This is a genomic window from bacterium, assembly GCA_013360195.1.
In the GTDB taxonomy this organism is placed as follows: Bacteria; Electryoneota; RPQS01; order RPQS01; family RPQS01; genus JABWCQ01.
The window spans coordinates 1-21,747 of sequence record JABWCQ010000024.1; the positions used below are offsets into that span (position 1 = coordinate 1).

Sequence of the window (21,747 nt, forward strand, 5' to 3'; positions counted from 1 at the left end):
CGAGATCCTTCACTTCGCTCAGGATGACAATGCGCGTTACATCGTGAGTTACTATTGCGTTTTTCGTGGTGCTTGACGAGATCCTTCACCCGCGGAGTCGAGGCTGGAGGCTCGACCTAGTAATGGTTTGTGTTGCGCTTTGTATCTCGACTTTGCTTAGAGAGATCCTTCCAGGATGACAAGGTGAATGGGCGGTGGAGGATGCTCGAACATGTTCGTGGTGCTTGAGTAGGTCCCTGCGCTACGCTACGGGATGACAAGGGCATAACAGTCGCGAATCTGCAAAACGCGGGCGGATTGCCAATCGCCCCCACAACTACGGCAGACCAAGGTCTGCCACTACGAATGAAAAAACCCGGCTTTCGCCGGGTTTATCATTCAGTGTTTAATGCCTTTGTCGCGCAGATACTGACTGGCCTTTTCAAGCCGCTTCTGCTCATCCTTGGTCAGACCGTCCATGCCGACCTTGTTAATTTTGTCAAGCAGTTCATCCACTTCACGGCGGACATCCTCGATGGTTTGCTCTTCACGTTCGCGGGCGGAGTCTTCAAGCTTCTTTTTCCACTCGCGCATCCGCCGTCCCGGCGCACTGTAACGCAGTTTGCCCCACTTCAAATAGGCATACCCCATGACCATGCCGCCCAAATGCGCGAGGTGCGCGACGCCGCTGCCGGGGTTGAAGCTGGCCAGAAACTCAATCACGCCGAAAATCATCGCGAAGTATTTGGCTTTGACCGGTATCACGAACCAGATGTAAATCACATTGTCGGGAAAGAGCACCGCATAGGCGAGCAGCAAGCCGTAAATGGCACCGGACGCGCCGACGGTCGGCACGAAGGAGTCCATGTTGAACAGCGCATAGCACAATCCGCCGCCGAGTCCGGTGAGCAGATAGTATTTGAGAAACTCCTTGGAACCCCACACCCGTTCGAGCATCGAGCCGAACATCCACAGCGCGAGCATATTGAAGAGAATATGCGAAAAGCCGCCGTGCAGGAACATGTAGGTGAAGAGAGTCCAGACGCGGCCGTGAAAGAATTCGCGCGGAATGAGCGAGAAGTTCTCAATAAAGAAGGGATACATCCCGAGAATTTCCTGCGCGGCAAAGACGGTCACATTGGTCAAGATGAGGAACTTGACCACCTCTGTCCAGGTCATCTCGGGATTTATGAAGCCCAGGGGCGGCTGGCGAAACAAATTATTGAAGCGCTGTTTCATTCGTTACAGCACCTCGAACTTCCACAGATAGTTGAAGATTTGATTTTTGTCTCCGGTGCGAATCATAATGCGGTTTTCGCCGGGCACGAGCGAGTGCTGCAGCGACCATTCTTCGTAGCGTTCCGAATCGGCCAGCGACTGGTCGTGGCGGGGACGGAAATTATCGAGAAAGACGCGGCCGTTCACGGTTACTGTGACTTCACAGCGATTTGAGAGCGACAGCGGATACTTGCGGTTCGTGCGATAAAGATACAATCTCAAATTCAGCGGCGTCGACGTGGGAACTTCATCGGGCAGTGTGAAGAAGAACTCGATGTAGTCGGCACCCGTAGGGTTGCGGTTGGGGTCGCCCATGGCAAGCTCCCAGCCCGACTTGGAGCTGCCGGGAATTTCGTCAATGCGCGGGCCGTGCGTCTCGGAGATTCGGGCACCCTTGTCACGGTCGAATATTCCGGTTTCCCAGCGAATTTGGCCTTCCGTATCCACGCTGCCGCCAGCTCTGCAGACGGCGGATACGGCAAATGCGCGCGGATAGGTGACGGTCACGGCGGGATTGGGCTTGGCGGGTGTCACCACAAGCCGCTGCGATTCGGGTGTCAGATAGCCGTCCACCTTGCCAAAGGAAATTTCAAAGACACCAAAGTCGTGAGGAAACACTGCCAAGCCGTTGCCAATGGAATCTCCATTTACAAAGATGGGGCCAGCGACGGGTTCAGTGGTGATGGTGATTTCCTTGCGCGCGCGCTGCTGCTCGGTCAGCGTGAAGTAGACCAGTTGTGCTCCTGCGGCGCGGGACAGACGCACTATCTGCTGCTGGGGATCGCTGGTGTAGCCGGGCATTTCCACACGGACGGTGTGCGTGCCCAGAGGCAAACTGACCACTGCGGGTGTTCGCTGGGGAATTTCCTTGTCGTTGATAACAATCTGCGCCCCGGCAACGGAGCTGGAAATCTCCGCCGTGCCGGTGGCGGGAGAATTTCCGGTTGCGGGTTCGGTTTGTGCCGGAATGTCGCGAACCGGACCGGGTTCAGCAGTGGTCAGAGGTACAGGTTCCAGCTTCCCGGAAGGGGAGACCCGAGTGAGAATTGAGCTGTCCACGGAGGTGGGAATCCGTCGTTCAACTTCCCACGGCTGCTCGCGCTTGACTTTCTCGGTGATGGACTCCAGTCGCGGTGGTATCAACGGGTCCACGGACTGTGAGCGGGGGGTGTCGTACTTTGCGGAAGGAGTGATATTTCCATCAAAAACAAAGCTTAAGGAATCACGAGTTCCGCGGGCAACCTTGACGACCTCGACAAAAGGCTGCGGCCTGCGACCATCGAGTCGGACGGTGACCGAGCGTTTTCCGGCGGGAACATCCCGCAGTTCGGCGGGAGTTGTGCGGCCAAGAGGGGCGAGGTCAAGCCAAATTTCCGCCCCGGGAGGGTCGCTGGTAACCACAATGGACCCAGTGTGTCCCGGCCAGAAGCGGTCGTAGAGCAAATAGCTCCCGAGTCCAATCACCCACGCGACGAGTACCAGCAGAATGATGCGCATAAGTCAGTAAATATAGGCTTATCTTAGAGAAAAGCAATTGTTAGCAGGGGAACGTTTTGTGAATCAAACGGTATCAAAGTTTGACAAACCGTGTGCGAATCGGTATATTTTGCAATTGCTTACACCTCATCGAGTCCAATGGAAACGGCACCGCCTCCCCCGATGACACGGGGTTCGCTTTCTTTTGAGAAGCTACCGGGATTTGGTCCGGCGTGGCAAGCGGTCGTGCGGGAGTTGCCGGACGCGGAATGGTTGTATGCGCGTTCACCAGCAAATCCGCAAGCGTGCGACGCCGCCACCAAGGAGCGGCTGGCTGAGTTTCCGTTTTACCGTGATTTGGCGGAGATACTGCACTCGGAAGGAAAGCTCTACGGCATTCCGGATGAGACTTTAGCGCGGCTGCAACATCTGGCGAGCGGAAAAGCGGTGATGGTGGTGACGGGACAGCAAGTGGGCTATCTCGGCGGACCGTTGTTCACGTTTTTGAAAGCGTATCATGCGATACGGCTGGCGCGCGCACTGGAAGCGGCGATGCGAGTACCGGTACTGCCGCTGTTCTGGCTGGAAGGCGAAGATCATGACTTGGCGGAGATTCGCACATCACACTATCCGAAGCCGGACGGTACGCTGGGTGCGGTTGAGTTCGCTCCGCTAAAAGAGATTCCCAATCAAGAGGTTGGCCGGTATGCAGTCGGTGAGAACGGGTTGGCGCCGCTGCACGAGTTGATTTCGCAATGGGAGAGTGTGTCGGGTGACGCAGCAGAAGCGCTCGAACATGCCTACTCCGACGGTGATATGTCCACGGCAATGGGAAGATTGCTGGCGGCAACACTGGGACCACGCGGCTTGCTGATATGCGAGGGCCGGCATGAGGGTTTGAAGAAGCTGGCCGCGCCGCTATGGGAGAAAGTGATTGACCAGCGCGAGATTTTGCGTGACAGCTTTGCGAAGCGCTCTGAAGAGGTTCGCGCAAGGGGATTTGCCGGCTCCATGAGCCCGACGCCTGACGCGCATTTCTTTTATATTGCGGCTAAAGATTTCGTGCGCAGGACGGTTACGCTTGACGGGACGGTGAAACATCCGGACGGGACGACCGAGCATGTTAGTGCAGAGCAGTTGAAAGAGAAGCTGGCGAGCGGAGAGTGGAGTGTCAGTCCGAAGGCGGGGCTGCGGCCGCTGTATCAGGATTTTGTGCTGCCGTCCATCGCTTATGTCGGAGGTCCGGGAGAGCTTGAGTATCATGCGCAGCTTGCTCCGTTCTATGAGCTGCTGAAGGTCACACCGCCGAGTTTGTTTCCCCGGCTGTCGGTGACGTTTGTTGACCAGAAATGTGAACGGCTGCGGGAGAAGCTCGGGCTGTCGTGGGAGGAATTGCTGACGGTGCCGGAGCACGATTTGACCAAACGGCTGCTGCGCGAAGCAGACGAACATGACACGGCGAGACAATTTGCACAGGTCAGGAGCGAGATTGAAGGGGCGGTGAACAAACTGAAACCGATGCTGCGCGCGCTTGACCCGACGCTTGAAGGGGCACTGGGTTCAACCGCGGGCAAGATGCTTCATCCGCTCGAACAGCTGGAAGGGAAGGCCAATAAGGCCGTCAAGCAGCAGCATGCGGTCGAGCTAACAAGATTACAGAAGGTGCTGTTCGCGGTGCGTCCGGGCGGAAAGCCGATGGAGCGCGCGTACGGAACAGCGTGGGCGCTATTGCATTACGGAGTACCGGAGTTATTGAATTTACTGGATACATTGCCCGCCGATGGAGCGGCTCATCACATCGTCATTACCGAATAACGCATGAGTGAACCCAACACACAGATTGTAGACGTGCTCGCCATCGGCGCGCATCCGGACGACATCGAACTTTCCTGCGCGGGCACGCTGCTGCGGATGCAGGCGCAAGGCGCGAAAATCGGCATTGTGGACATGACCCGCGGCGAACGCGGTTCACGGGGCAACGCGGACATCCGCGCCGTCGAGGCGCAGGACGCGCTGAAGATTCTCGGTTTTGAGTTTCGCGAGGTTCTCGATGCCGGTGATTTGCAGATTCAGGACACGCACGAGCGGAGAGTGAAAGTTGTGGAGTGCATTCGCCGCCACAAGCCGAAGCTTGTGCTGACTCATTGGTGGCGAGACAAGCACCCGGACCACGAAGGCACGAGCGAATTGGTGAAGCACTCGATGTTTGTGGCGGGCGCGGCGAACTTTCCGGCGAAGTACGAGCCGCATAATCCCAAGCGATTGCTGTATTGGCCTTCGACGTGGATGATGGAGCCGAATGTGTATGTGGACGTGACGGACTATTGGGAGAAGAAGCTTGAAGCGGCGCGGGCACACAAGTCGCAGTTTTTCGATCCCAACAGCACAGATCCGATGACGGTGCTGTCGCAGCCGGCGTTTTTCGAGAGGCTGGAGATGCGAGCGCGCTACTTCGGTGATCAAATCGGCGTTAAGTACGCGGAAGTTTTCTACATGCGCGAACCTATCAAGGTCAACGACCCGCTGCAGTTATGCCAATAGCGACCAGAGGCGAATACTGGTTCGTCAAGCAGAGCAAGGTGCATGGCAGGGGGTTGTTCGCGCGCACGGATATCCCGAAGGGGGCGACCATCATCGAATACACGGGCAAGCGGATGCCGCCGGACGCGCTGCCGGATATCGACGAGGACGATCCCGACGCGCATCATACCGTTATTTTCACGCTGGAAGACGGCTGGCTGCTGGACGCAGCGCAGGGCGGAAACGCGGCGCAGTTTGCCAATCACTCGTGCCATCCGAATTGCGAGACTTTTGAAGAGAACGGTCGGATTTTCATTCGCGCGCTGCGTAAGATTTCCAAGGGCACGGAGCTTGTGTACGATTATCATTTGCATCTGTCCGGCCGGTTCAAGAAGCGGTGGCTTGTTGATTACGCATGTTATTGCGCGGCGCGAAACTGCCGCAGGATCTTGCTGAACCGGAAGATTCCCAGTAAATACATCCATCTTATTTGATTCCTATTCCCAAAACTAATGTCGAAACCATCTTCTCCATATTTTGTCGTGCGCGGCTCTGAGATTCAGGGCAAAGGCGCGTTTGCAGTGAAGCCAATCCGCAAGGGCACGCGGATTATCGAATACACCGGACAGTTGATTCCTGAAGACGAAGCGGACCGGCGCTATGACGATTCCAAACAGAAGCGGCACCACACCTTTTTGTTTTCGATTTGTGACGGCGCGGTGGCGATTGACGCGGCGGTGGGCGGAAATGACGCACGTTTCATCAACCATTCCTGCGACCCCAATTGCGAGCCGATTGAAGACCGGGGCCGGATTTTCATTGAAGCGATTCGCGCCATTAAGGTGGGCGAAGAGCTGTGCTACAACTACGGGTTAACGGGCGACGGCGACGAGCATCCGGACTGGCGCGAAAAATACCGCTGCAACTGCGGCGCGCCGAACTGTTCGGGCAACATGCTGATTAAGCCAAAGAAGAAAGTCGTGAAGGCGGCAAAGAAGGCTGTTAAGAAGAGTGTGAAGAAAACGAAGAAGGCTGTTAAGAAATGAAACGGGAATTCATGGTGTACATCCAATGGGATGCAGAATCGAAAATGTTCATTGGGACGGTTCCTGCACTGCCCGCTGCACATTCGTATGCACCTACAATTGAATTACTTCGTGAAAACATAAAGGAAGCAATAGAGCTTGTTCTGGAAGATCACGGCGAGTCGTATGAAGACATGCCGACGTTCATTTCTCTCGAGTCCATCTCTATTGCCGGATGACAAAACTTCCTGTAGTTGACGCGAAGAAGATGGAGAAGCTCTTGCTTAAGCTCGGCTTTGAAGTTGTGCGCCAAAAAGGAAGCCATCGGTCTTTTCGTCATCCCGATGGTCGATACACACTTATACCCATACATCAAGGCACGGAATTGCCCCGTCCCACGATACGTGAAATATTGCGGCAGATTGGAATCAGCGTCGAAGAATACAATTCGCACCTGATGGATTTGTAACCTGTCAGAACGTTAGCTGGTGATCTGTGTTGGCGGGAAACCCCATTGCGGGCATCCCACTAAAACAGAATCTACCCGCATTTGTTCTGGAGGGAACGAAATGAAAACGGCAATCTTTGCACTCTTACTTGGAAGTTTGACAGGGCTGGCTTTACTTGGTTGTGACGATGATGAGAAGGAAGGGCCTGTGCGAGTTTTGTCACTTAGTATTGATGCGCCTGAATTCGTGGAACCTGAACTTTGCGAGCAAACCGACTCGGTTGAAATTCGCCTCGCAGCACGCGACCAATTCGACCACGCATGGAATAATGTTGCAGTAGTATGCACACTCGGTATAGATGCCGGACTCACTTTTGGCACGTGTCTGGTTTATGTATGATCACGGTGGTCCAGAACATGAATTGTTCACGCTTCATCCCGAGACAGGCATTCTTGCAGATTCAATTCTTTTCCTTGATCACTCACTCATTGAAACATACTCGTATTTACCTGAATCGCTCCCCGTTGGTCGCTACAGTATTGTTGTTGATTACAGTAGCTCGTCCTGTCGAGATATGTCTGATACAACGTGGGTGACAATTATTCCATGATACAATTTCATCATAAAGAGCTTAAATGAGAATCGGCATAATCCTCTATCCAACGTACGGCGGCTCGGGAGTCGTCGCTACGGAATTGGGGGTCGCGCTGGCGACGCGGGGCCATGAGGTACACTTTTTCTCGACGTCACGGCCGTTCCGGCTGCCGGCTTTTCAGCAAGGCACGTACTTTCACGAAGTCCCGGTGGTCGGATATGATTTGTTTGAGAACACGCCCTACACGCTGACGCTGTCCTCGGCGCTGTTCGACGCGTTCAAGATGTACAAGCTGGATTTGCTGCACGCGCATTATGCGATTCCGCACGCGACGGCGGCTTATCTCGCGCGCGAAATGAACGGCGGACTGCCGCCTGTAATAACGACATGCCACGGGACGGACATCACGCTGGTGGGCAGTCATCCGGCCTATGCTCCGGTGGTGAAATTTACGCTTGAACAGTCGGACGCGGTGACGGCGGTGTCGTATGACCTGGCGCGTGAAACCCGTGACAATATCGGTTACGCGGGGAAGACGAACGTCATTTATAATTTCATTGACACGGAAGTCTACAAGCGCGACCATTGTGTTCTGCGGCGCGACTGGCTGGCTGCCGCAGACGAGCCGATTATTCTGCACATATCAAATTTCCGCCCGGTCAAACGAATTCCGGATATTATCACCACATTTGCGAACGTGCGTGAAAGCGTGCGTGCCAAATTAGTTTTGGTCGGCGACGGCCCGGCGCGCAGCAACGCGGAACTTCAGGTGCGGGAGCTGGGTTTGCAGGGAGAAGTTAGATTTCTCGGGAAGCAGACGGGTCTGATTGATTTGCTGAGTGTCGGCGACATCTATATTTTGCCGTCCAACAAGGAGAGTTTCGGCCTGTCAGCACTCGAAGCCATGAGCTGCGAAATGCCCGTGGTGGGATACGATGTCGGTGGTTTGCCTGAAGTTGTCAAGCACAACGAAACCGGTTATCTGCATCCGGTGGGCGACATCGACGCTCTTTCGGCAAGTATTTTGCAATTGGTGAAGGATACAGACTTGCGGCGAACCATGGCTCAGGCCGGACGCCGCCGGGCACAAGAAGTTTTTCACATCGACAAAATAATTCCGCAGTATGAAAAGTTGTACTTGGAAACCCTGCATGAGACGGAGGCAAGATGTCTAAGCCGAGCCTCCCGACCTTCTTCGTCGTCCAAGTCCGCGATCACCTGACGCGGTTCTATCATTTGCCGACTGAACTACCGGCACGCACACAAGACGAAGTTGACGCCATTCTGACCAACGGGTACGATCTCAGCGAAGGCCGTGAAGCCATGCGCTGGGTATTGGCGAACCGTCCCGACTACGAACATGCTCCGGCCTACCGGCGATTCCTGCTGAAATGGGATTTGTATCAGGACGCCAAACGCGCCATCAATGTGCAGCAGTTCGAAGCGGCGCTGATGAGCCTTGACACGATTCTCACGATGGACGACGAAGATCCCTCGGCGCATTATCACGAAGGAGTCGTCTACCGGTTTCTGTACCGTTTTCCCGACAGCGAGCAGAGTCTGCGGCGCTGTCTCGGACTTTATCCCGAGTGCTACATCGGCCACCGCGCGCTGGGATTCACGTTGGCCTATCTGGACCGCAAGGACGAGGCCATCGCCGCGCTGGAAACCGCGCTGCAGGGTCTCCCCAACGACCCTGACACGCTGCGCGCACTCTCGGAAATCCGCGCACAATAATTTTCACACGCACATTTCGTCCGTTTGACATCCCCCGGAAAGGCGGCTGTTCGCTTTTCCATTTTCCAATTTCACTTTTCAAAATTCCCTCTCATGGCAATTCGCAAGGCTACTGCAGTTTGGAGCGGCACGCTCAAGACCGGTAAAGGCAATCTTTCGACCGAATCCGGGACGCTCAAAAATATCAACTATTCCTTTCACGACCGTTTTGAAGACGGCAAGGGCACCAATCCCGAAGAACTCATCGCCGCGGCGCACGCGGGCTGCTATGCGATGGCGCTGTCGGGCGGTCTGGAAAAGGCTGGACATCCGGCGGAACACATTGAAGCTATTGCCCACGTGACTCTCGATTTCGTGGACGGAAAGCCGACCGTGACAAAATCGCACATCGTGTGTACAGCCAAGGTGCCGGGCATGGATGCGGCGACGTTCAAGGAAATCGCAGTCGAGACGAAGGGGGGCTGTCCGATATCGCGCTTGTTGATGGGCTCGGCGGAGATTTCACTCGAATCAAAGCTTGCCTGAGATTCAGCTTCCTCCCCGCACTGAGCGCATTTGTTTTTGCAAGCTCACGCTCGATTACCTTGACCCGATGTGCGAGCTGCTCGGTGACCCGGAAGTGATGCGGCATTATCCGCATCCGATGGATCGCGCCGAGGCTCAGCAGTGGATAGAGCGCGGTCTGGCCCGCTATGAGAAGGACGGCTGCTCATTCTACGCGCTGGAATCACTCGCCACAGGAGAATTTCTGGGGCAGTGCGGCATTCTGATTCAAGAGGTGGAGGGAGTGAACGAAACCGAAGTGGGCTATCTTCTGCTGCGCAAGCATTGGCACAAGGGCTACGCCACCGAAGCGGCGCGGGCCTGCATTGATTTTGCCCGCTCAGCCCGCGGCGCCGCGCGCGTCATATCGTTGATCAATCCCGAAAATATCCCGTCGCAAAATGTCGCGCGCCGGCTCGGCGCGAGTATCGAAAAGCGCATCATCAAGTGGGACGCTCCGCATGATGTGTGGGTGCACGTGTAGCCTAATTCCCTGAACAATTTCAATTCCATTCCTTTCCCCCCGCACATGATTAATCCCAACATTTTTCGTGAATATGATATTCGCGGCGTCGTGGCCGATGATTTGACGCCCGAAGTGGTCTATGAATTGGGCCGCGGCATCGGCACGTTCATTCGCCGCAAAGGAGCAAAGAAGTTCACAATAGGCCGTGACGGACGGTTGACATCCGAACGTATCGTCAACGATTTGAAGTCCGGCCTGCTGTCCACCGGCCTTGAGCTGACTGACGTCGGGCAGGTGCCCACACCCGTGCTGTATTTTTCCGCCGCGCATTTGCAGACCGACGGCGGGATTATGGTGACGGGTTCGCACAATCCGCCCGAGTTCAACGGCATTAAGATGGCCTACGGGAAGACCTCGATTCACGGTGCGATGATTCAGGAGATTCGCGGGCTGTGCGAACGGCAGGACTACGAAAAATCAGGCGCGGCGAGCGGCAGTTACAATATTCTGCCCGACTATATCACGTGGCTGGCGGCCAATCTGAAGCTCGACCGCAAGGTGCGGGTGGGAGTGGACAGCGGCAACGGTGTCGGCGGGCTGTGCGGGCCGCAGATTTTCCGCGAAATCGGCGCGGAAGTGTTTGACATCTACTCGGACGTGGACGGACGCTTTCCGAATCACCATCCCGACCCGACGGTGGAGAAAAATCTCGTCGCGCTGAAGAAGCTTGTTGCCGACAACAAGCTTGAACTTGGCGTCGGTTTTGACGGCGATGCGGACAGGCTCGGTGCGATTGACGGCTCGGGCAAGGTCATCTGGGGCGATATGCTGATGACGCTGTTTGCAAGGTCGATATTGAAATCCATGCACGGCGCGAAGGTGATTGCGGACGTGAAGTGCAGCGAGAATTTCTTCGCCGATGTCAAGAAACATGGCGGAACTCCCATCATGTGGAAGACGGGGCATGCGCTTATCAAGAGCAAGCTGTGGGAGGAGAAGGCCTCGCTGGCGGGAGAGATGAGCGGACATTTCTTTTTTGCAGACCGATTCTTCGGCTTTGACGACGGCATTTATTCGGCGGGAAGATTGCTCGAAATTGTGTCGCGTCTGCCGCATTCACTGGCACAAGAGCTTTCCGATTTGCCGCCGACGTTTTCGACGCCGGAAATTCGCGTGGATTGTCCCGACGAGGTGAAGTTCGACGTGGTGGACAAGGTGAAGAGCAGTTTCAAGTCACGCGGACTCGAAACGATTGACCTCGATGGAGTGCGTGTCAACTTCGACGGCGGATGGGCGCTTGTGCGCGCTTCGAACACCCAGCCGACGCTCGTGCTGCGCATCGAGGCCAAATCACAGGACAAGCTCGATGCCATCCAGGAGGACGTGTCCAATGTCCTGAAGGGGGCAGGGTTCACCTTCGATCCCTCGAAAAGCAGCGGGCATTGACCGCCTCTATTTGGCCTCTCCGGCCTCTGCACCGATTGCACCCTCTCGCCTCTCTTTTCATAGTGCCCGTGCAGGGGAGTGGCAGTTCGCACGCATAGTGCATGACGGCGTAAATCCTTTATTCATTATTTACAATGATTTGTGTAAATATTCTGCGTCCCGTTTCCCGCTTCGTGCTTCCCTTCCCCGCGGGAGCGGCTTTTGCAAAACCCCTCATTGCGCTTGAATTACCATCAGAAACACCTATATTTAAGAATACAGTTTTTCGGTTACTGGGGTTAAACACTTTGGTCGGCAACGGAGGACCTATGAATCGCAGTTTGAAAACCCTTTTTGCAGTCGCGAGCTTACTCGCAATGGTTATGACCGGCTTTGCAGCACAACGGCAGTGCGTGATTGTCGATGGATTTACTCAGTGGAACTGCGGACCGTGCGCATCCTGGAATCCTACCGAGCGCACCTTGCTCGAAGGAATGACACGTGACACAGTGATTTCGATTAAGACGCACGGCTGGTGGCCGGGAGCAAATAACGATGCTTTCCACCTTTACAACGTCTCCGAATCAACCGCACGCATCAACTACTATGGCTGCAATTGGGTGCCGTGGGTTATGTGTGACGGAATTGTGGACGTACGAAATGTAAATGTCAACACGCTTCGTACGGGCATTCGCAATCGCTATGCTGCTCCTTCTCCGTGTACGATTGATGACCTGCTCGCCGTGACTGCGTCGCCAACTACCATTCAGGTGACCGGAACAATTAACGCTGAACAGCAGCTCTCCAATGCGAATTTGTACGTCGTTTTGATTCGTGACCTGGTCACGTATGCGTCGCCTCCGGGCTCCAACGGCGAAACCGAATTTCCGGATGTCTTCTGCGATGCCGCTCCGAATTTCAATGTCGGTACACCGGTAAACGCTTCGCCGGGAAATCCCTACGACTTCAACGTGACCCTGACGCGCAACGCGCAATGGGATGTTGAGGGTCTGAGTGTTGTCGTCTTCCTGCAGAATAACGGCACCAAGGAAGTGCTGCAGGGCACGTGGGCACATGTTTCACAGGAATATGCCTTCAGCACGAATCAGGATAACCCCGCACAGGCCATCATTCAAACCTCCGGCGGTGAACAGGCTTACCTCGTTGAGCTTTCCAACATCGGTACGATGAACGATACGTACGACGTCACGTTGACCGGTGAATGGCCGACGGGCTGGGTGTATTCAGTAGAAGAAACTGGAGGAACGGCTCACCCGAGCGCTATTCAGGTTTCCGTGAACAGCCTTGAATCCAAATTCCTAATCGTTCGTGTTAATCCGAACGGTAATCCCGGCCATGCGAGCTTCGGCTTGAATGTTGTCTCGCAGGGCAACGACCTTGTTTCGGCCGAACACGATTGGCGCTTGATGGCCGGTCTGGATGTGCTTGTGATTGATGCCGACGGCGGCGACACGTACGAAACGTATTATGCCGAAGCGCTGGCCGCGGCGGATGACCATGTGAACGTCGTTTGGGGTTGGTGGGACGCGCATCTTGACGATGTCGATGTTTCCCTCTTCGACGGCGTGGATGCCGTCATCTGGTTCACGGGCGACCTGTGGCAGGAAACACTTTCGCCGATTGACCAGCTCAACGTTCAGGACTATCTCGACAACGGCGGTAACCTGCTTCTAACGGGTCAGGGTATCGGCTTCGATATGCGCAACGACCAGCTCTTCACCGACTATATTCACGCGAGCTATCTGCGCAACTTCCCCATCGGCTCGTCCATCACCGGAACTCCGGGTCTGTTCGGCGATCAGGCCTTCGCCATCGTCAGCGGCACCGGTGCCAACAACCAGAGCCGTCAATCGTCCATTCTGCCCCGTGACGACGAAGCGACGCTTATCTTCCAGTATGACCAGCAGTATCAGGGCGAGACGCAGTATGCAGGCGTGACGGTCAATAACGGCACCTATCGTCTGATGTACATGGCGTTCGGTTTCGAAGCCATCGCGACCGAAGCGGCACGCAACACCGTGATGCAGCGCGCCGTGGAATGGCTGCTCGGTGTCAGCGCGTCACCGGAAGCTCCCGAGGCGATGCCGACTGAATTCTCGCTCGTGCAAAACTATCCGAATCCTTTCAACCCGGAAACCACCATTCCGTTCGCATTGCCGATGCGCGCAAACGTGAAACTCTCCGTCTTCGACCTGCTCGGACGGGAAGTCGCCACGCTCATCAACGGCAATATGGAAGCCGGTTCGCACACCATCAGCTTTAACGGCAACGACCTTTCGAGCGGCGTTTATTTCTACCGCCTCGACGCGCAGGCCGGTGAAGCCAGCTTCAACAGCACACGCAAACTTGTGTTGATGAAGTAACGCGACTTTGCGGCAACCGCCGCGGTCGTGTTCACACGTCTATTTCTGTTCTGCTTCTTTGACCACGCAACCTGTCACTATTGGAACGCCGCCAGCCGCTTGACGGCTGGCGGCGTTCTTCCTTTTCTTTGGAGGGGAAAGGGCCCATGAAAAATTCTCGCGTAAATTACAGTATCTCTCTCTTGATGGCCGTCGTGGCCGTCTCACTGCTCTCGCTACCGCTGAGCAAAGGTCCGCGTCCGTCCACAGCCGAAGCCTGCTGGACAACTCTGCACATCGAATGCTTCGACTCCACCCGTCCCGCGTGGCCGTGGTGCCTGCCGGTCGGCCAAGGCCGCTGCTGGAGAATCAGTCCCGCGCTGCCGCAGCTGACATGGGGAATTCAAGACCGCATCTACAGCGGCCGACTGCAATCCTTCTGCGGCAATGACGACGATCAATCCTGCTGGATTATCGGAGGACCGGGCACGGAGGACCCCGATGCCGGGGACCGCTATCCCGCCAATCTGAACACCTTCATGACGTACGGCCCGCTGAATCTCACGAACGCGCAGTACGCGCAAGTGCAATTCAGCTTGAATTTCCAACATGCTCAAGACGTGCAGGATACCATTTGCTGGGGCGCGGATTCGGTTTTTTCTCTGGCAACAACTCACATCTGGATTGACTCCGTCTTTAGCGGCACCACCGACGAAGGCTGGCGCACGTTCACCATGGACCTGCGCGACCTTTATCGTAACAACGCGACGCGTGACAGCGTCTCGGCACTCGGCAGACCCGCCGTTTACGTATTCTGGTGGTTCCGTGCCGACGCCGACCAGAACCGCGATGTTGGGGCGTTTGTGGACGATGTGATTGTGGCCGTTGACGACGGCACCGTCGATATCGCGAACGACGGCATCTCCGTGCGCAATCCGGACGGCATAACGTTCCCCGGACGTATTGAAACCGGTGATTACATTCGTCCGCTGCTGTCGTGGAGAACCTGCGCCGGCGGTGTGCTTTACTATCCGGATTTCCGCGCTACGCTGTATTACGACGGCACGATTATTCTCGACACGCTCATGGTCGGTGTGGCCGAGAACTCAAATTTCCAGTGGCTGCTTGATTCCATGATGGTCGGCAGCGACGGTGACCATGAATTCCAGTTCGTGCTTGACCCGCTCGGACAAGTGACCGAAAACAACGAGAACAACAATACGGCGACGACGGGTTTCACCTCCTATCCGCCGAACGTTCCGCCGACTTTTATCTGGGTTAATCCGAGCTCGGACACGATCCGAACTGCCGCTGATAATGTTGTTTTGAGCTGGCAGCTCTTTGACCCGGACGGCGATGCAACGGTGACGATTCGCATTGATTCGGACACCACGGGCTGTCTCGGGCCTATCGTGCCGCGCGCGCAGAACCGTCCCGAAACGGAAATACCCGACACGGTCAACTGGTCAACATCTTCGATTCCCGACTGGTCGGTGCGCTGGCCGTTCGCGGAGTACGGTGATGAGTTCACTCTCTTCTGTCAGTATGCGCCGTTCCCCGTGCTCGTCGTGCCGCTGAGCAGCGGAGAGCGCGAGCTTGTGCCCATCTTCTTTGAACTTGCGCAGAACTATCCGAATCCCTTCAATCCGGAAACGCAAATCAGTTTCAGCCTCACGCGCGCGGGCAAGACCACGTTGAAGGTCTATGATATCACGGGACGTGAAGTTGCCACGCTGATAGACAATGACCTGACACCGGGTTTCTACGAGACAAATTTCAATGCGGGTGTCAACCGCCCGTCCGGTGTGTATCTCTATCGTCTCGATGCGCCCGAAGGAACGATTACAAAGAAGATGATTCTGATGAAGTAGCACTTCCAGAATCCCCAATATGTGAAACGCCGCACTTACGTGCGGCGTTTTACATTTGTGTCTGCGGCTTCACTGCTAAACTTCAAGCGCAGGTCTGCGCCGTTTCCATACATTGCGCATCAGCGCCGCCGTAAAGATCAATCCCGCGACGACCGCCATCATTCCCGAAATTGAGACGTCGAACGGAGCCGCAACATAGTAGCCCGCGATGGCCGAGACCGCGCCGATTGCGCCGGAGAGCAGCAGCATCGTGAACAGCTGGGTAGTCAAGAGAAATGCCGCCGCCGGAGGGACAACAAGCAGTGCGACAACCAATATCGCGCCCACGCTCTCGAAAGCCGCCACCGCCGTCAGCGATACACACGCCATGAAACCATACTGCATCAAGCCTGTGCGCAATCCCAAACTGCGCGCCAGAAGCGGGTCGAAAGTTGTCACTTTGAGTTCCTTGTAAAAGGCCGTGATGAACATTACGTTCAGAAGCAGGGATGCGCCAAGCGACCAAATTGCCTTCGGGCCGACGTCGCCGCCCATAATCGTCAGTCTGTCCCACGGCACAAGCGCGATTTCTCCGAACAGCACGCAATCCTGATCCAAATCCACAGCGCGCCCGAACGCAGATATCAGGAGAACACCCAGAGCAAAAAGAGCTGTGAACGTGACTCCGATGGCCGCGTCGCTCTGCAATCTTCCTTTGCGCTGCAGCATCTCAACCAAAAACACCGTCAGCAATCCGAACACTGCCGCGCCCGCCAGCATCGCCGGAGACTGGCGTGATTTCAGAATCAGGAATGCCAATGCAATGCCGGGCAGAACGGCATGACTGATGGCATCGGCAAGCATCGCCTGCTTTCTCAATATCAGAAAACTCCCGATGAGACCGCAGGAGACTCCGCACAACACACCGGCAAGTAAAATCCAAAATTCCGTCATTGGCGCTTCTCCTCTTTATAAGGAATCGGCGCGCCGTGCGGGTCAACTTTCGGTTTGGCCAAGAATGCTTCAAGCTCTTGCTCAAGTTCGGGAGTCAAGACGTGCTCCATCTGCTCCGCGCCGCTGTGCACGTGATCCGCAGGCAAGTGAAGATACTCGCGCAAATACACTTCCCACAACCTGTGAAGTCTGACCACGCGCGCAGATTCCGTCTGTCCGGCGTCCGTCAAGCGAAAGCCATCGGACGTTACTTCCACCCACCCCTTCTTCTGCAGGCTCTTCATCGCCTGCGGAAACGCCTTGCCCCGTATGTTGCGCGAGCGGGCAAGCTCCGCCGAGGTGAAGTTTCCCGCCGGCTCTCCCTGCTGCTCGCCCAAGTGATAGAAATATTTAAGCAGATTCTCTTCCTGTGTGCGCGTGCGCAACTCCGAAAAGGTGACGTAACGAGCGAGTAGCCCGCGCTGCGGTGCAAGCAGGAACGAAACTACGAAAAGTGCTGTTGCCACCAGCACAATCCATGGGCCGGTCGGCATGCGCGGCGCGCTGTAACTGATAAGCGTTCCCAATACACCCGACAAGATGCCGATGAAGGCCGCTATCGCCAGCATTCTGCTCAAGCGGTTTGACCACAGCCGCGCCGCCGCCGCCGGAGTAATCAGCAGCGCCGACATCATTACCACTCCCACCGCCTGCAAACCGATGACCGTCGCCGCAACGATGAGAGTTGTCATCACAAACTCTATCCATTTCACCGGCAGTCCCGTCGCCTGCGAGAATCTGCGGTCAAAGGTAATAGACTTCAGTTCCTTGTAAAACAGCCCCAGCAGAATAATAGAGACGATACCGAACAGTGCGAAGGTCTGCACGTCGCGCGGCAAAAGCGAGGCGGCGTGGCCAAACAGGAATGTCGAAAGTCCGCTCTGCGCCGCGTCGCCGTGTCTCTGCACATAAGACAATCCCACGACACCGGCGGCAAAAAACACCGACAGCACAATCGCGACGGTCGCATCCTGTTTCAGTTTCGTGTGATGGCCAATCCAATCTATCGCGCGCGCCCCCAACCATGCCGTCACCGCCGCACCCAGGAGCAGAGCAAGCGGCATTTTGCCGCCCGCAAACAAGAATCCCAGCACAACGCCCGGCAGCGCCGCGTGCGCCAAAGCATCGCCAAGCAGTGCGCGCTTCTGCAAATAGGCAAAGCTGCCCACCAACCCCGCTACAGCTCCCAGCAAGACTGTGCCGAGCAATACGGAGCGAAGCGTTATGTCATGCAAAATGTCCACGTCTGTTATGCCGGATGTTTCAGAGCCTTCAACGGTGAATTCTGCTGCACCAAATCCGCCACATCGGCGAGTATCTTCAATCTGCCGCCGTAGGTTTGCGCGAGACGCTCGGTTGTAAAGACTTCGCTTGTCGGTCCGGCCGCGACTAACCGCAAATTCAGCAGCACAAGCCAATCGAAATACTCAGTCACCGTTTGCAAATCGTGATGCACCGCCACAACGGTTTTGCCCTGAGATTTCAGTTCGCGCAGCAAGTCAATAATGGCGCGTTCGGTCGTCGCATCCACTCCCGCAAGAGGTTCGTCCATTAAATAGATGTCGGCGTCCTGTGCCAGCGCACGGGCGATGAACACCCGCTGCTGCTGTCCGCCGGAGAGCTGCGAAATCTGACGTGACGCAAAGCCGTGCATGCCCACCTTTTCCAAACATTGCATCGCAATGTCGCGGTCGGCCTTGCCCGGTCTGCGAAACAACCCCAGCCTGCCGTAGCGTCCCATGAGCACGACATCGAGTGCATTGGTCGGGAAATCCCAATCCACGGATTCGCGCTGGGGCACATAGGCGATACGACCGCGTTGCTTCTCCAGCGGTTCATTCCAGATGCGCACATTTCCACTGGCCAGCGGCAGCAGCCCCATGATGGCATTGAGCAGAGTTGACTTTCCCGCGCCGTTAGGTCCCAGCACGCCCACCAGCTTGCCCTGCGGAATCGTCAAATCCACATTCCACAGCACGGGCTTGCGGTCATAGGCCACCGTCACATCGTGCACTTCTATCGGTGCGTGTGTCGTCTGCATGATTATTTCAATGCTTCGTGAATCGTCGTGATGTTGTGGCGAATCATCCCGGGATAGGTTCCTTCGGGAGTTCCCGGCTCGCCCATGGCGTCGCTGAACAGCGTCCCGCCAATTTTCACTTCATGGCCTCGTGATTGACATCCCGCAATCACCGCTTCAAGGGGTTTCGTCGGTACGCTCGATTCCACAAACACTGCGCGCACCTTGCGCGTCGTTATCATTTCGACAAGATTCGTGACATCCGCCACGCCATATTCGGTGGCCGTGGAAATGCCTTGCAAGCCGTGCACTTCCACGTCAAAGGCTCTGCCGAAGTAGCCGAATGCGTCATGAGCCGTAATCAACACTCGCTGCTCCTTCGGAATGCTGTCAAACAGCGAGCGTCCCACCTGATGTATCATTTGACAGACGGATACCAATGAATCCGCGCGCTGAGAGAATTCCTCTGCAAACTGCGGCCGCAGCTTCGTCAACTCATCCGCAATCGTGTGAATACAGTACGACCAGAGCAGCGGATCCATCCACACATGCGGGTCATAGTGTCCGTCAAATTCCGGCGGTTCGCGCAATAGAGAATCCGGAATATCGCGTGTGACCGGAACCACGGCTCGCTCCCGCGCCATTTGCACCAGTACATCGGCCATCTTGCCTTCCAAATGCAGCCCGTTATAGAGCACAAGGTCGGCGTTTGAAAGCTTCTCCACATCACCGTGGCTTACCTTATAGAGATGCGGGTCAACGCCCGCACCCATCAACCCGGTCACATCGGCCTTGTCCCCGGCGACCGTTCGTGCTATGTCGGTGATCATGCCTACGGTGCAAACGACATTCAATTTCTGTGACGGTGCACCTGACTTGCCGCTGCATGACACAAGCAGAACGGACAACAGCGTGAGCGCAATTGTTTTCAATATTGTTTTCGTCAAAGGTTACTCCACCATAATGTTTGCTGCGACATTCGCGCCCAGAGTGCGCTGCACTCCCTCAACGGATATGTGCACAATCTCATCCTGCGCGGGTGCATACGTGACTTCAACATCCGTTCCCAGTCCGATGCCAAGCCTGGAAAGGTAGAGCAGCGCGTCGGGCTTGCCTTCAACGATGCGGGCAACTTTTCCGTGGTCCCCGACACCCATTTCGGAAAGCCGCTTGAGTTTACGGCTGTCGTGCGCACTCTCGCGGGTCGGAATGGGATCGCCGTGCGGATCGAATTGCGGAAAACCAAGCTCGCGGTCAATCGCCTCCACGAACTTCTCCGAGACGGCATGTTCAATGCTTTCGGCTTCGAGATGGACCTCGTCCCAGGTGTAGCCGAGCTTCTGATGGAGATAGGTCTCGATCAGCCGATGCCGCCGGATCAGATTGCGAGCCAGCACCACACCGGATTCCGACAGGCTGATCTCCCGGCGCGGCACATGGTTCACGAGCTTCAACTTGGCGAGCTTCTGAATCATGGCCGTAACCGTAGAATCCCCGACCCCTAAGCCGCGAGCCAGCGTAGAGATTGACAGCTCCTCCCCCCGCTCTGAAAAGCGATAAGACAATAATAAACAATCCTCTGCGGCGCTGGAAAGCATATTCATCACATTGTTTTTCTTAATTCGATTCATCGAAATATACAACTCAATTCACCGAAAGTCAAGCCGGAACAAACAAAAGCCCGGATTCTGAAAATCAGGGCACTAATCACACGGACTGTCTATATCGTGTGCAGGGACGTTTCCCAGGCGGATTCAAACTCCAAAATCAGCGAGTCAATGAGCTCCTTGACACTGACAATCTTGTTCACCCGGAATGCATTCGCCCCCGCAAAGGGAAATCCATGTGCAAGGTTTCCCTTCTTCGCGTTCATTAAGGCCAGCGCAATGCAATAGGGGCTCTTCTGATAGTCACACGTAATGATACAATGATAGGGACAACGGAAAGGCTCCTTTTCTCCCCGGTTCATCGCATCCACGAACGAATTCCGGATAGCACGTCCCGGCATCCCCACGGGACTGTGAATAATCGTTATATCCTCCTCCCGCGCGTCCACGTAGGTCTGTTTGAACTCGCGTGATGCGTCACATTCCTCCGTTGCGACAAAGCGCGTCCCCATCTGCACGCCGCATGCACCAAGCTCCATAAATTTCTTTATGTCAGCACCCGCGTACACTCCGCCCGCCGCAATAACAGGAATCTTCCGGCCGACTGATTCTTCATAAGGTTGGACGGCTGTCACGACTGCGGGAACAAGATTCTCCAGCTCATAGTTCGGATCCCGAAGCTGTTCCTCTTTGAAGCCAAGGTGTCCGCCCGCCTTCGGACCCTCGACCACCAAAGCGTCAGGCAAATAATCATATTTTTCGAGCCAGCGCCTGCACAACATCGCCGCGGCACGCCCCGACGAAACAATCGGAACCAGCTTCGTACGGTCGCCGCTCGTCTTGTATCGCGGAAGATTCAACGGCAAACCTGCTCCCGAGAAGATGATGTCTATCCCTTCTTCGATGGAAGTCTTCACCATATCAGCGAAATTCGTCAGCGCCACCATGATGTTGACTCCAAGCACACCGGAAGTCAACGCGCGCGCCTTCTGAATCTCTCTGCGCAGCGCCCGCACATTTGCCTCAGCATAATTTCGATAGAAATCCGGTTCACCCATGCCAATACCGGCGGTCGCAATCACGCCAATCCCTCCCTGATTCGCCACAGCAACGGCCAAACCGGACATCGAAATGCCCACTCCCATGCCGCCTTGTATAATGGGTACTCGGGCAACAAGGTCACCGATGTGGAGTGGGGGTAACTGTTTGGACATGTTTGACGTCTATCTCCGCAGGTACAGTAAATGATTAAGCTTACAAATATACTAAACTTCGCCGAAAGTGTCAATGCTCTAACATTTATATTCCAGGTGCCACAAGAACAGGGCATCATCTGTATATTCCAACTGGGAGTTACCCTTGATTCCGGGGACAAAATAGTGTAGCTTCGCGTAATCGCTGGTTCACAATCCGTTTGCAAA

The 21,747-nt window shown here is 55.5% G+C and carries 22 protein-coding genes; 14 read left to right on the forward strand and 8 right to left on the reverse strand.

Translation table 11 applies throughout. From position 1 onward, the window contains the following. Positions 1-378 precede the first annotated feature (378 nt). A complete protein-coding gene (locus tag HUU59_12850; protein NUO20326.1) occupies positions 379-1,218 on the reverse strand; it encodes a rhomboid family intramembrane serine protease in 840 nt (279 codons plus the stop codon). 3 nt (positions 1,219-1,221) lie between these two features. Next, positions 1,222-2,754 carry a PEGA domain-containing protein gene (locus tag HUU59_12855; protein ID NUO20327.1) on the reverse strand — a complete coding sequence of 511 codons (1,533 nt, stop codon included), beginning with the start codon at positions 2,752-2,754 and terminating at the stop codon, positions 1,222-1,224. A 138-nt stretch (positions 2,755-2,892) separates the two neighbouring features. Between HUU59_12855 and bshC the strand changes: the two genes are divergently transcribed. The 14 genes from bshC (at position 2,893) to HUU59_12925 (ending at position 15,727) form a co-directional block, all read left to right on the forward strand. Continuing rightward, positions 2,893-4,548, forward strand: coding sequence for a bacillithiol biosynthesis cysteine-adding enzyme BshC (bshC, locus tag HUU59_12860; protein NUO20328.1), 1,656 nt, complete (start codon positions 2,893-2,895; stop codon positions 4,546-4,548). 3 nt (positions 4,549-4,551) lie between these two features. After that, positions 4,552-5,274, forward strand: coding sequence for a bacillithiol biosynthesis deacetylase BshB1 (gene bshB1, locus HUU59_12865; protein NUO20329.1), 723 nt, complete (start codon positions 4,552-4,554; stop codon positions 5,272-5,274). Beyond that, positions 5,265-5,747: an SET domain-containing protein-lysine N-methyltransferase gene (locus tag HUU59_12870; protein NUO20330.1), complete on the forward strand. Its 483-nt coding sequence runs from the start codon at positions 5,265-5,267 to the stop codon at positions 5,745-5,747. The genes bshB1 and HUU59_12870 overlap by 10 nt, the downstream gene beginning before the upstream one ends. An 18-nt stretch (positions 5,748-5,765) precedes the next feature. After that, entirely contained in the window at positions 5,766-6,299 is a 534-nt protein-coding gene (locus HUU59_12875) for an SET domain-containing protein-lysine N-methyltransferase (GenBank protein ID NUO20331.1), read from the forward strand. Next, positions 6,296-6,517, forward strand: a complete 222-nt coding sequence (locus HUU59_12880; protein ID NUO20332.1) for a type II toxin-antitoxin system HicB family antitoxin — start codon at positions 6,296-6,298, stop codon at positions 6,515-6,517. Before HUU59_12875 ends, HUU59_12880 begins: the two co-directional genes overlap by 4 nt. Further along, positions 6,514-6,747, forward strand: coding sequence for a type II toxin-antitoxin system HicA family toxin (locus HUU59_12885; GenBank protein ID NUO20333.1), 234 nt, complete (start codon positions 6,514-6,516; stop codon positions 6,745-6,747). Before HUU59_12880 ends, HUU59_12885 begins: the two co-directional genes overlap by 4 nt. A 100-nt stretch (positions 6,748-6,847) precedes the next feature. Continuing rightward, a complete protein-coding gene (locus HUU59_12890; GenBank protein NUO20334.1) occupies positions 6,848-7,126 on the forward strand; it encodes a hypothetical protein in 279 nt (92 codons plus the stop codon). A 236-nt stretch (positions 7,127-7,362) separates the two neighbouring features. Continuing rightward, the gene (gene bshA, locus HUU59_12895; GenBank protein NUO20335.1) at positions 7,363-8,544 is read left to right on the forward strand and encodes an N-acetyl-alpha-D-glucosaminyl L-malate synthase BshA; all 1,182 of its coding nucleotides are present in this window, start codon (positions 7,363-7,365) and stop codon (positions 8,542-8,544) included. Continuing rightward, complete coding sequence (locus HUU59_12900; GenBank protein NUO20336.1) at positions 8,490-9,059, forward strand: hypothetical protein; 570 nt, start codon at positions 8,490-8,492, stop codon at positions 9,057-9,059. The genes bshA and HUU59_12900 overlap by 55 nt, the downstream gene beginning before the upstream one ends. 93 nt (positions 9,060-9,152) lie before the next feature. After that, positions 9,153-9,584: an OsmC family protein gene (locus HUU59_12905; protein ID NUO20337.1), complete on the forward strand. Its 432-nt coding sequence runs from the start codon at positions 9,153-9,155 to the stop codon at positions 9,582-9,584. Then, positions 9,577-10,086: a GNAT family N-acetyltransferase gene (locus tag HUU59_12910; GenBank protein NUO20338.1), complete on the forward strand. Its 510-nt coding sequence runs from the start codon at positions 9,577-9,579 to the stop codon at positions 10,084-10,086. The genes HUU59_12905 and HUU59_12910 overlap by 8 nt, the downstream gene beginning before the upstream one ends. A 45-nt stretch (positions 10,087-10,131) precedes the next feature. After that, positions 10,132-11,514, forward strand: coding sequence for a phosphomannomutase/phosphoglucomutase (locus HUU59_12915; GenBank protein ID NUO20339.1), 1,383 nt, complete (start codon positions 10,132-10,134; stop codon positions 11,512-11,514). A 308-nt stretch (positions 11,515-11,822) separates the two neighbouring features. Beyond that, positions 11,823-13,877, forward strand: coding sequence for a T9SS type A sorting domain-containing protein (locus HUU59_12920; protein ID NUO20340.1), 2,055 nt, complete (start codon positions 11,823-11,825; stop codon positions 13,875-13,877). Between the two features lie 146 nt (positions 13,878-14,023). Then, positions 14,024-15,727 carry a T9SS type A sorting domain-containing protein gene (locus HUU59_12925; GenBank protein ID NUO20341.1) on the forward strand — a complete coding sequence of 568 codons (1,704 nt, stop codon included), beginning with the start codon at positions 14,024-14,026 and terminating at the stop codon, positions 15,725-15,727. Between the two features lie 75 nt (positions 15,728-15,802). On the opposite strand, the gene HUU59_12930 is transcribed toward HUU59_12925, so the two are convergent. The 6 genes from HUU59_12930 to HUU59_12955 all read right to left on the reverse strand — a co-directional run bounded on the left by HUU59_12930 (position 15,803) and on the right by HUU59_12955 (position 21,540). Beyond that, positions 15,803-16,660, reverse strand: a complete 858-nt coding sequence (locus HUU59_12930; GenBank protein NUO20342.1) for a metal ABC transporter permease — start codon at positions 16,658-16,660, stop codon at positions 15,803-15,805. Next, positions 16,657-17,943 (reverse strand): metal ABC transporter permease, encoded by a 1,287-nt coding sequence (locus tag HUU59_12935; GenBank protein NUO20343.1) that lies wholly within the window; start codon positions 17,941-17,943, stop codon positions 16,657-16,659. The genes HUU59_12930 and HUU59_12935 overlap by 4 nt, the downstream gene beginning before the upstream one ends. 5 nt (positions 17,944-17,948) lie before the next feature. Further along, positions 17,949-18,740: a metal ABC transporter ATP-binding protein gene (locus HUU59_12940; GenBank protein ID NUO20344.1), complete on the reverse strand. Its 792-nt coding sequence runs from the start codon at positions 18,738-18,740 to the stop codon at positions 17,949-17,951. 2 nt (positions 18,741-18,742) lie between these two features. Then, the gene (locus HUU59_12945; GenBank protein NUO20345.1) at positions 18,743-19,654 is read right to left on the reverse strand and encodes a zinc ABC transporter substrate-binding protein; all 912 of its coding nucleotides are present in this window, start codon (positions 19,652-19,654) and stop codon (positions 18,743-18,745) included. 15 nt (positions 19,655-19,669) lie between these two features. Beyond that, entirely contained in the window at positions 19,670-20,350 is a 681-nt protein-coding gene (locus HUU59_12950; protein NUO20346.1) for a metal-dependent transcriptional regulator, read from the reverse strand. Between the two features lie 89 nt (positions 20,351-20,439). Continuing rightward, positions 20,440-21,540: a nitronate monooxygenase gene (locus HUU59_12955; protein ID NUO20347.1), complete on the reverse strand. Its 1,101-nt coding sequence runs from the start codon at positions 21,538-21,540 to the stop codon at positions 20,440-20,442. Between the last annotated feature and the right edge of the window lie 207 nt (positions 21,541-21,747).

Bases quoted from the DNA above. Each gene is read 5' to 3' on its own strand.
- HUU59_12870 (NUO20330.1), top strand. From the start codon at position 5,265: ATGCCAATAGCGACCAGAGGCGAATACTGGTTCGTCAAGCAGAGCAAG.
- bshB1 (NUO20329.1), top strand. From the start codon at position 4,552: ATGAGTGAACCCAACACACAGATTGTAGACGTGCTCGCCATCGGCGCG.
- HUU59_12855 (NUO20327.1), bottom strand. From the start codon at position 2,754: ATGCGCATCATTCTGCTGGTACTCGTCGCGTGGGTGATTGGACTCGGG.
- bshA (NUO20335.1), top strand. From the start codon at position 7,363: ATGAGAATCGGCATAATCCTCTATCCAACGTACGGCGGCTCGGGAGTC.
- HUU59_12885 (NUO20333.1), top strand. From the start codon at position 6,514: ATGACAAAACTTCCTGTAGTTGACGCGAAGAAGATGGAGAAGCTCTTG.
- HUU59_12940 (NUO20344.1), bottom strand. From the start codon at position 18,740: ATGCAGACGACACACGCACCGATAGAAGTGCACGATGTGACGGTGGCC.
- HUU59_12880 (NUO20332.1), top strand. From the start codon at position 6,296: ATGAAACGGGAATTCATGGTGTACATCCAATGGGATGCAGAATCGAAA.
- HUU59_12850 (NUO20326.1), bottom strand. From the start codon at position 1,218: ATGAAACAGCGCTTCAATAATTTGTTTCGCCAGCCGCCCCTGGGCTTC.
- HUU59_12890 (NUO20334.1), top strand. From the start codon at position 6,848: ATGAAAACGGCAATCTTTGCACTCTTACTTGGAAGTTTGACAGGGCTG.
- HUU59_12915 (NUO20339.1), top strand. From the start codon at position 10,132: ATGATTAATCCCAACATTTTTCGTGAATATGATATTCGCGGCGTCGTG.
- HUU59_12930 (NUO20342.1), bottom strand. From the start codon at position 16,660: ATGACGGAATTTTGGATTTTACTTGCCGGTGTGTTGTGCGGAGTCTCC.
- HUU59_12925 (NUO20341.1), top strand. From the start codon at position 14,024: ATGAAAAATTCTCGCGTAAATTACAGTATCTCTCTCTTGATGGCCGTC.
- HUU59_12905 (NUO20337.1), top strand. From the start codon at position 9,153: ATGGCAATTCGCAAGGCTACTGCAGTTTGGAGCGGCACGCTCAAGACC.
- HUU59_12955 (NUO20347.1), bottom strand. From the start codon at position 21,540: ATGTCCAAACAGTTACCCCCACTCCACATCGGTGACCTTGTTGCCCGA.
- HUU59_12950 (NUO20346.1), bottom strand. From the start codon at position 20,350: ATGAATCGAATTAAGAAAAACAATGTGATGAATATGCTTTCCAGCGCC.
- HUU59_12900 (NUO20336.1), top strand. From the start codon at position 8,490: ATGTCTAAGCCGAGCCTCCCGACCTTCTTCGTCGTCCAAGTCCGCGAT.
- HUU59_12875 (NUO20331.1), top strand. From the start codon at position 5,766: ATGTCGAAACCATCTTCTCCATATTTTGTCGTGCGCGGCTCTGAGATT.
- bshC (NUO20328.1), top strand. From the start codon at position 2,893: ATGGAAACGGCACCGCCTCCCCCGATGACACGGGGTTCGCTTTCTTTT.
- HUU59_12920 (NUO20340.1), top strand. From the start codon at position 11,823: ATGAATCGCAGTTTGAAAACCCTTTTTGCAGTCGCGAGCTTACTCGCA.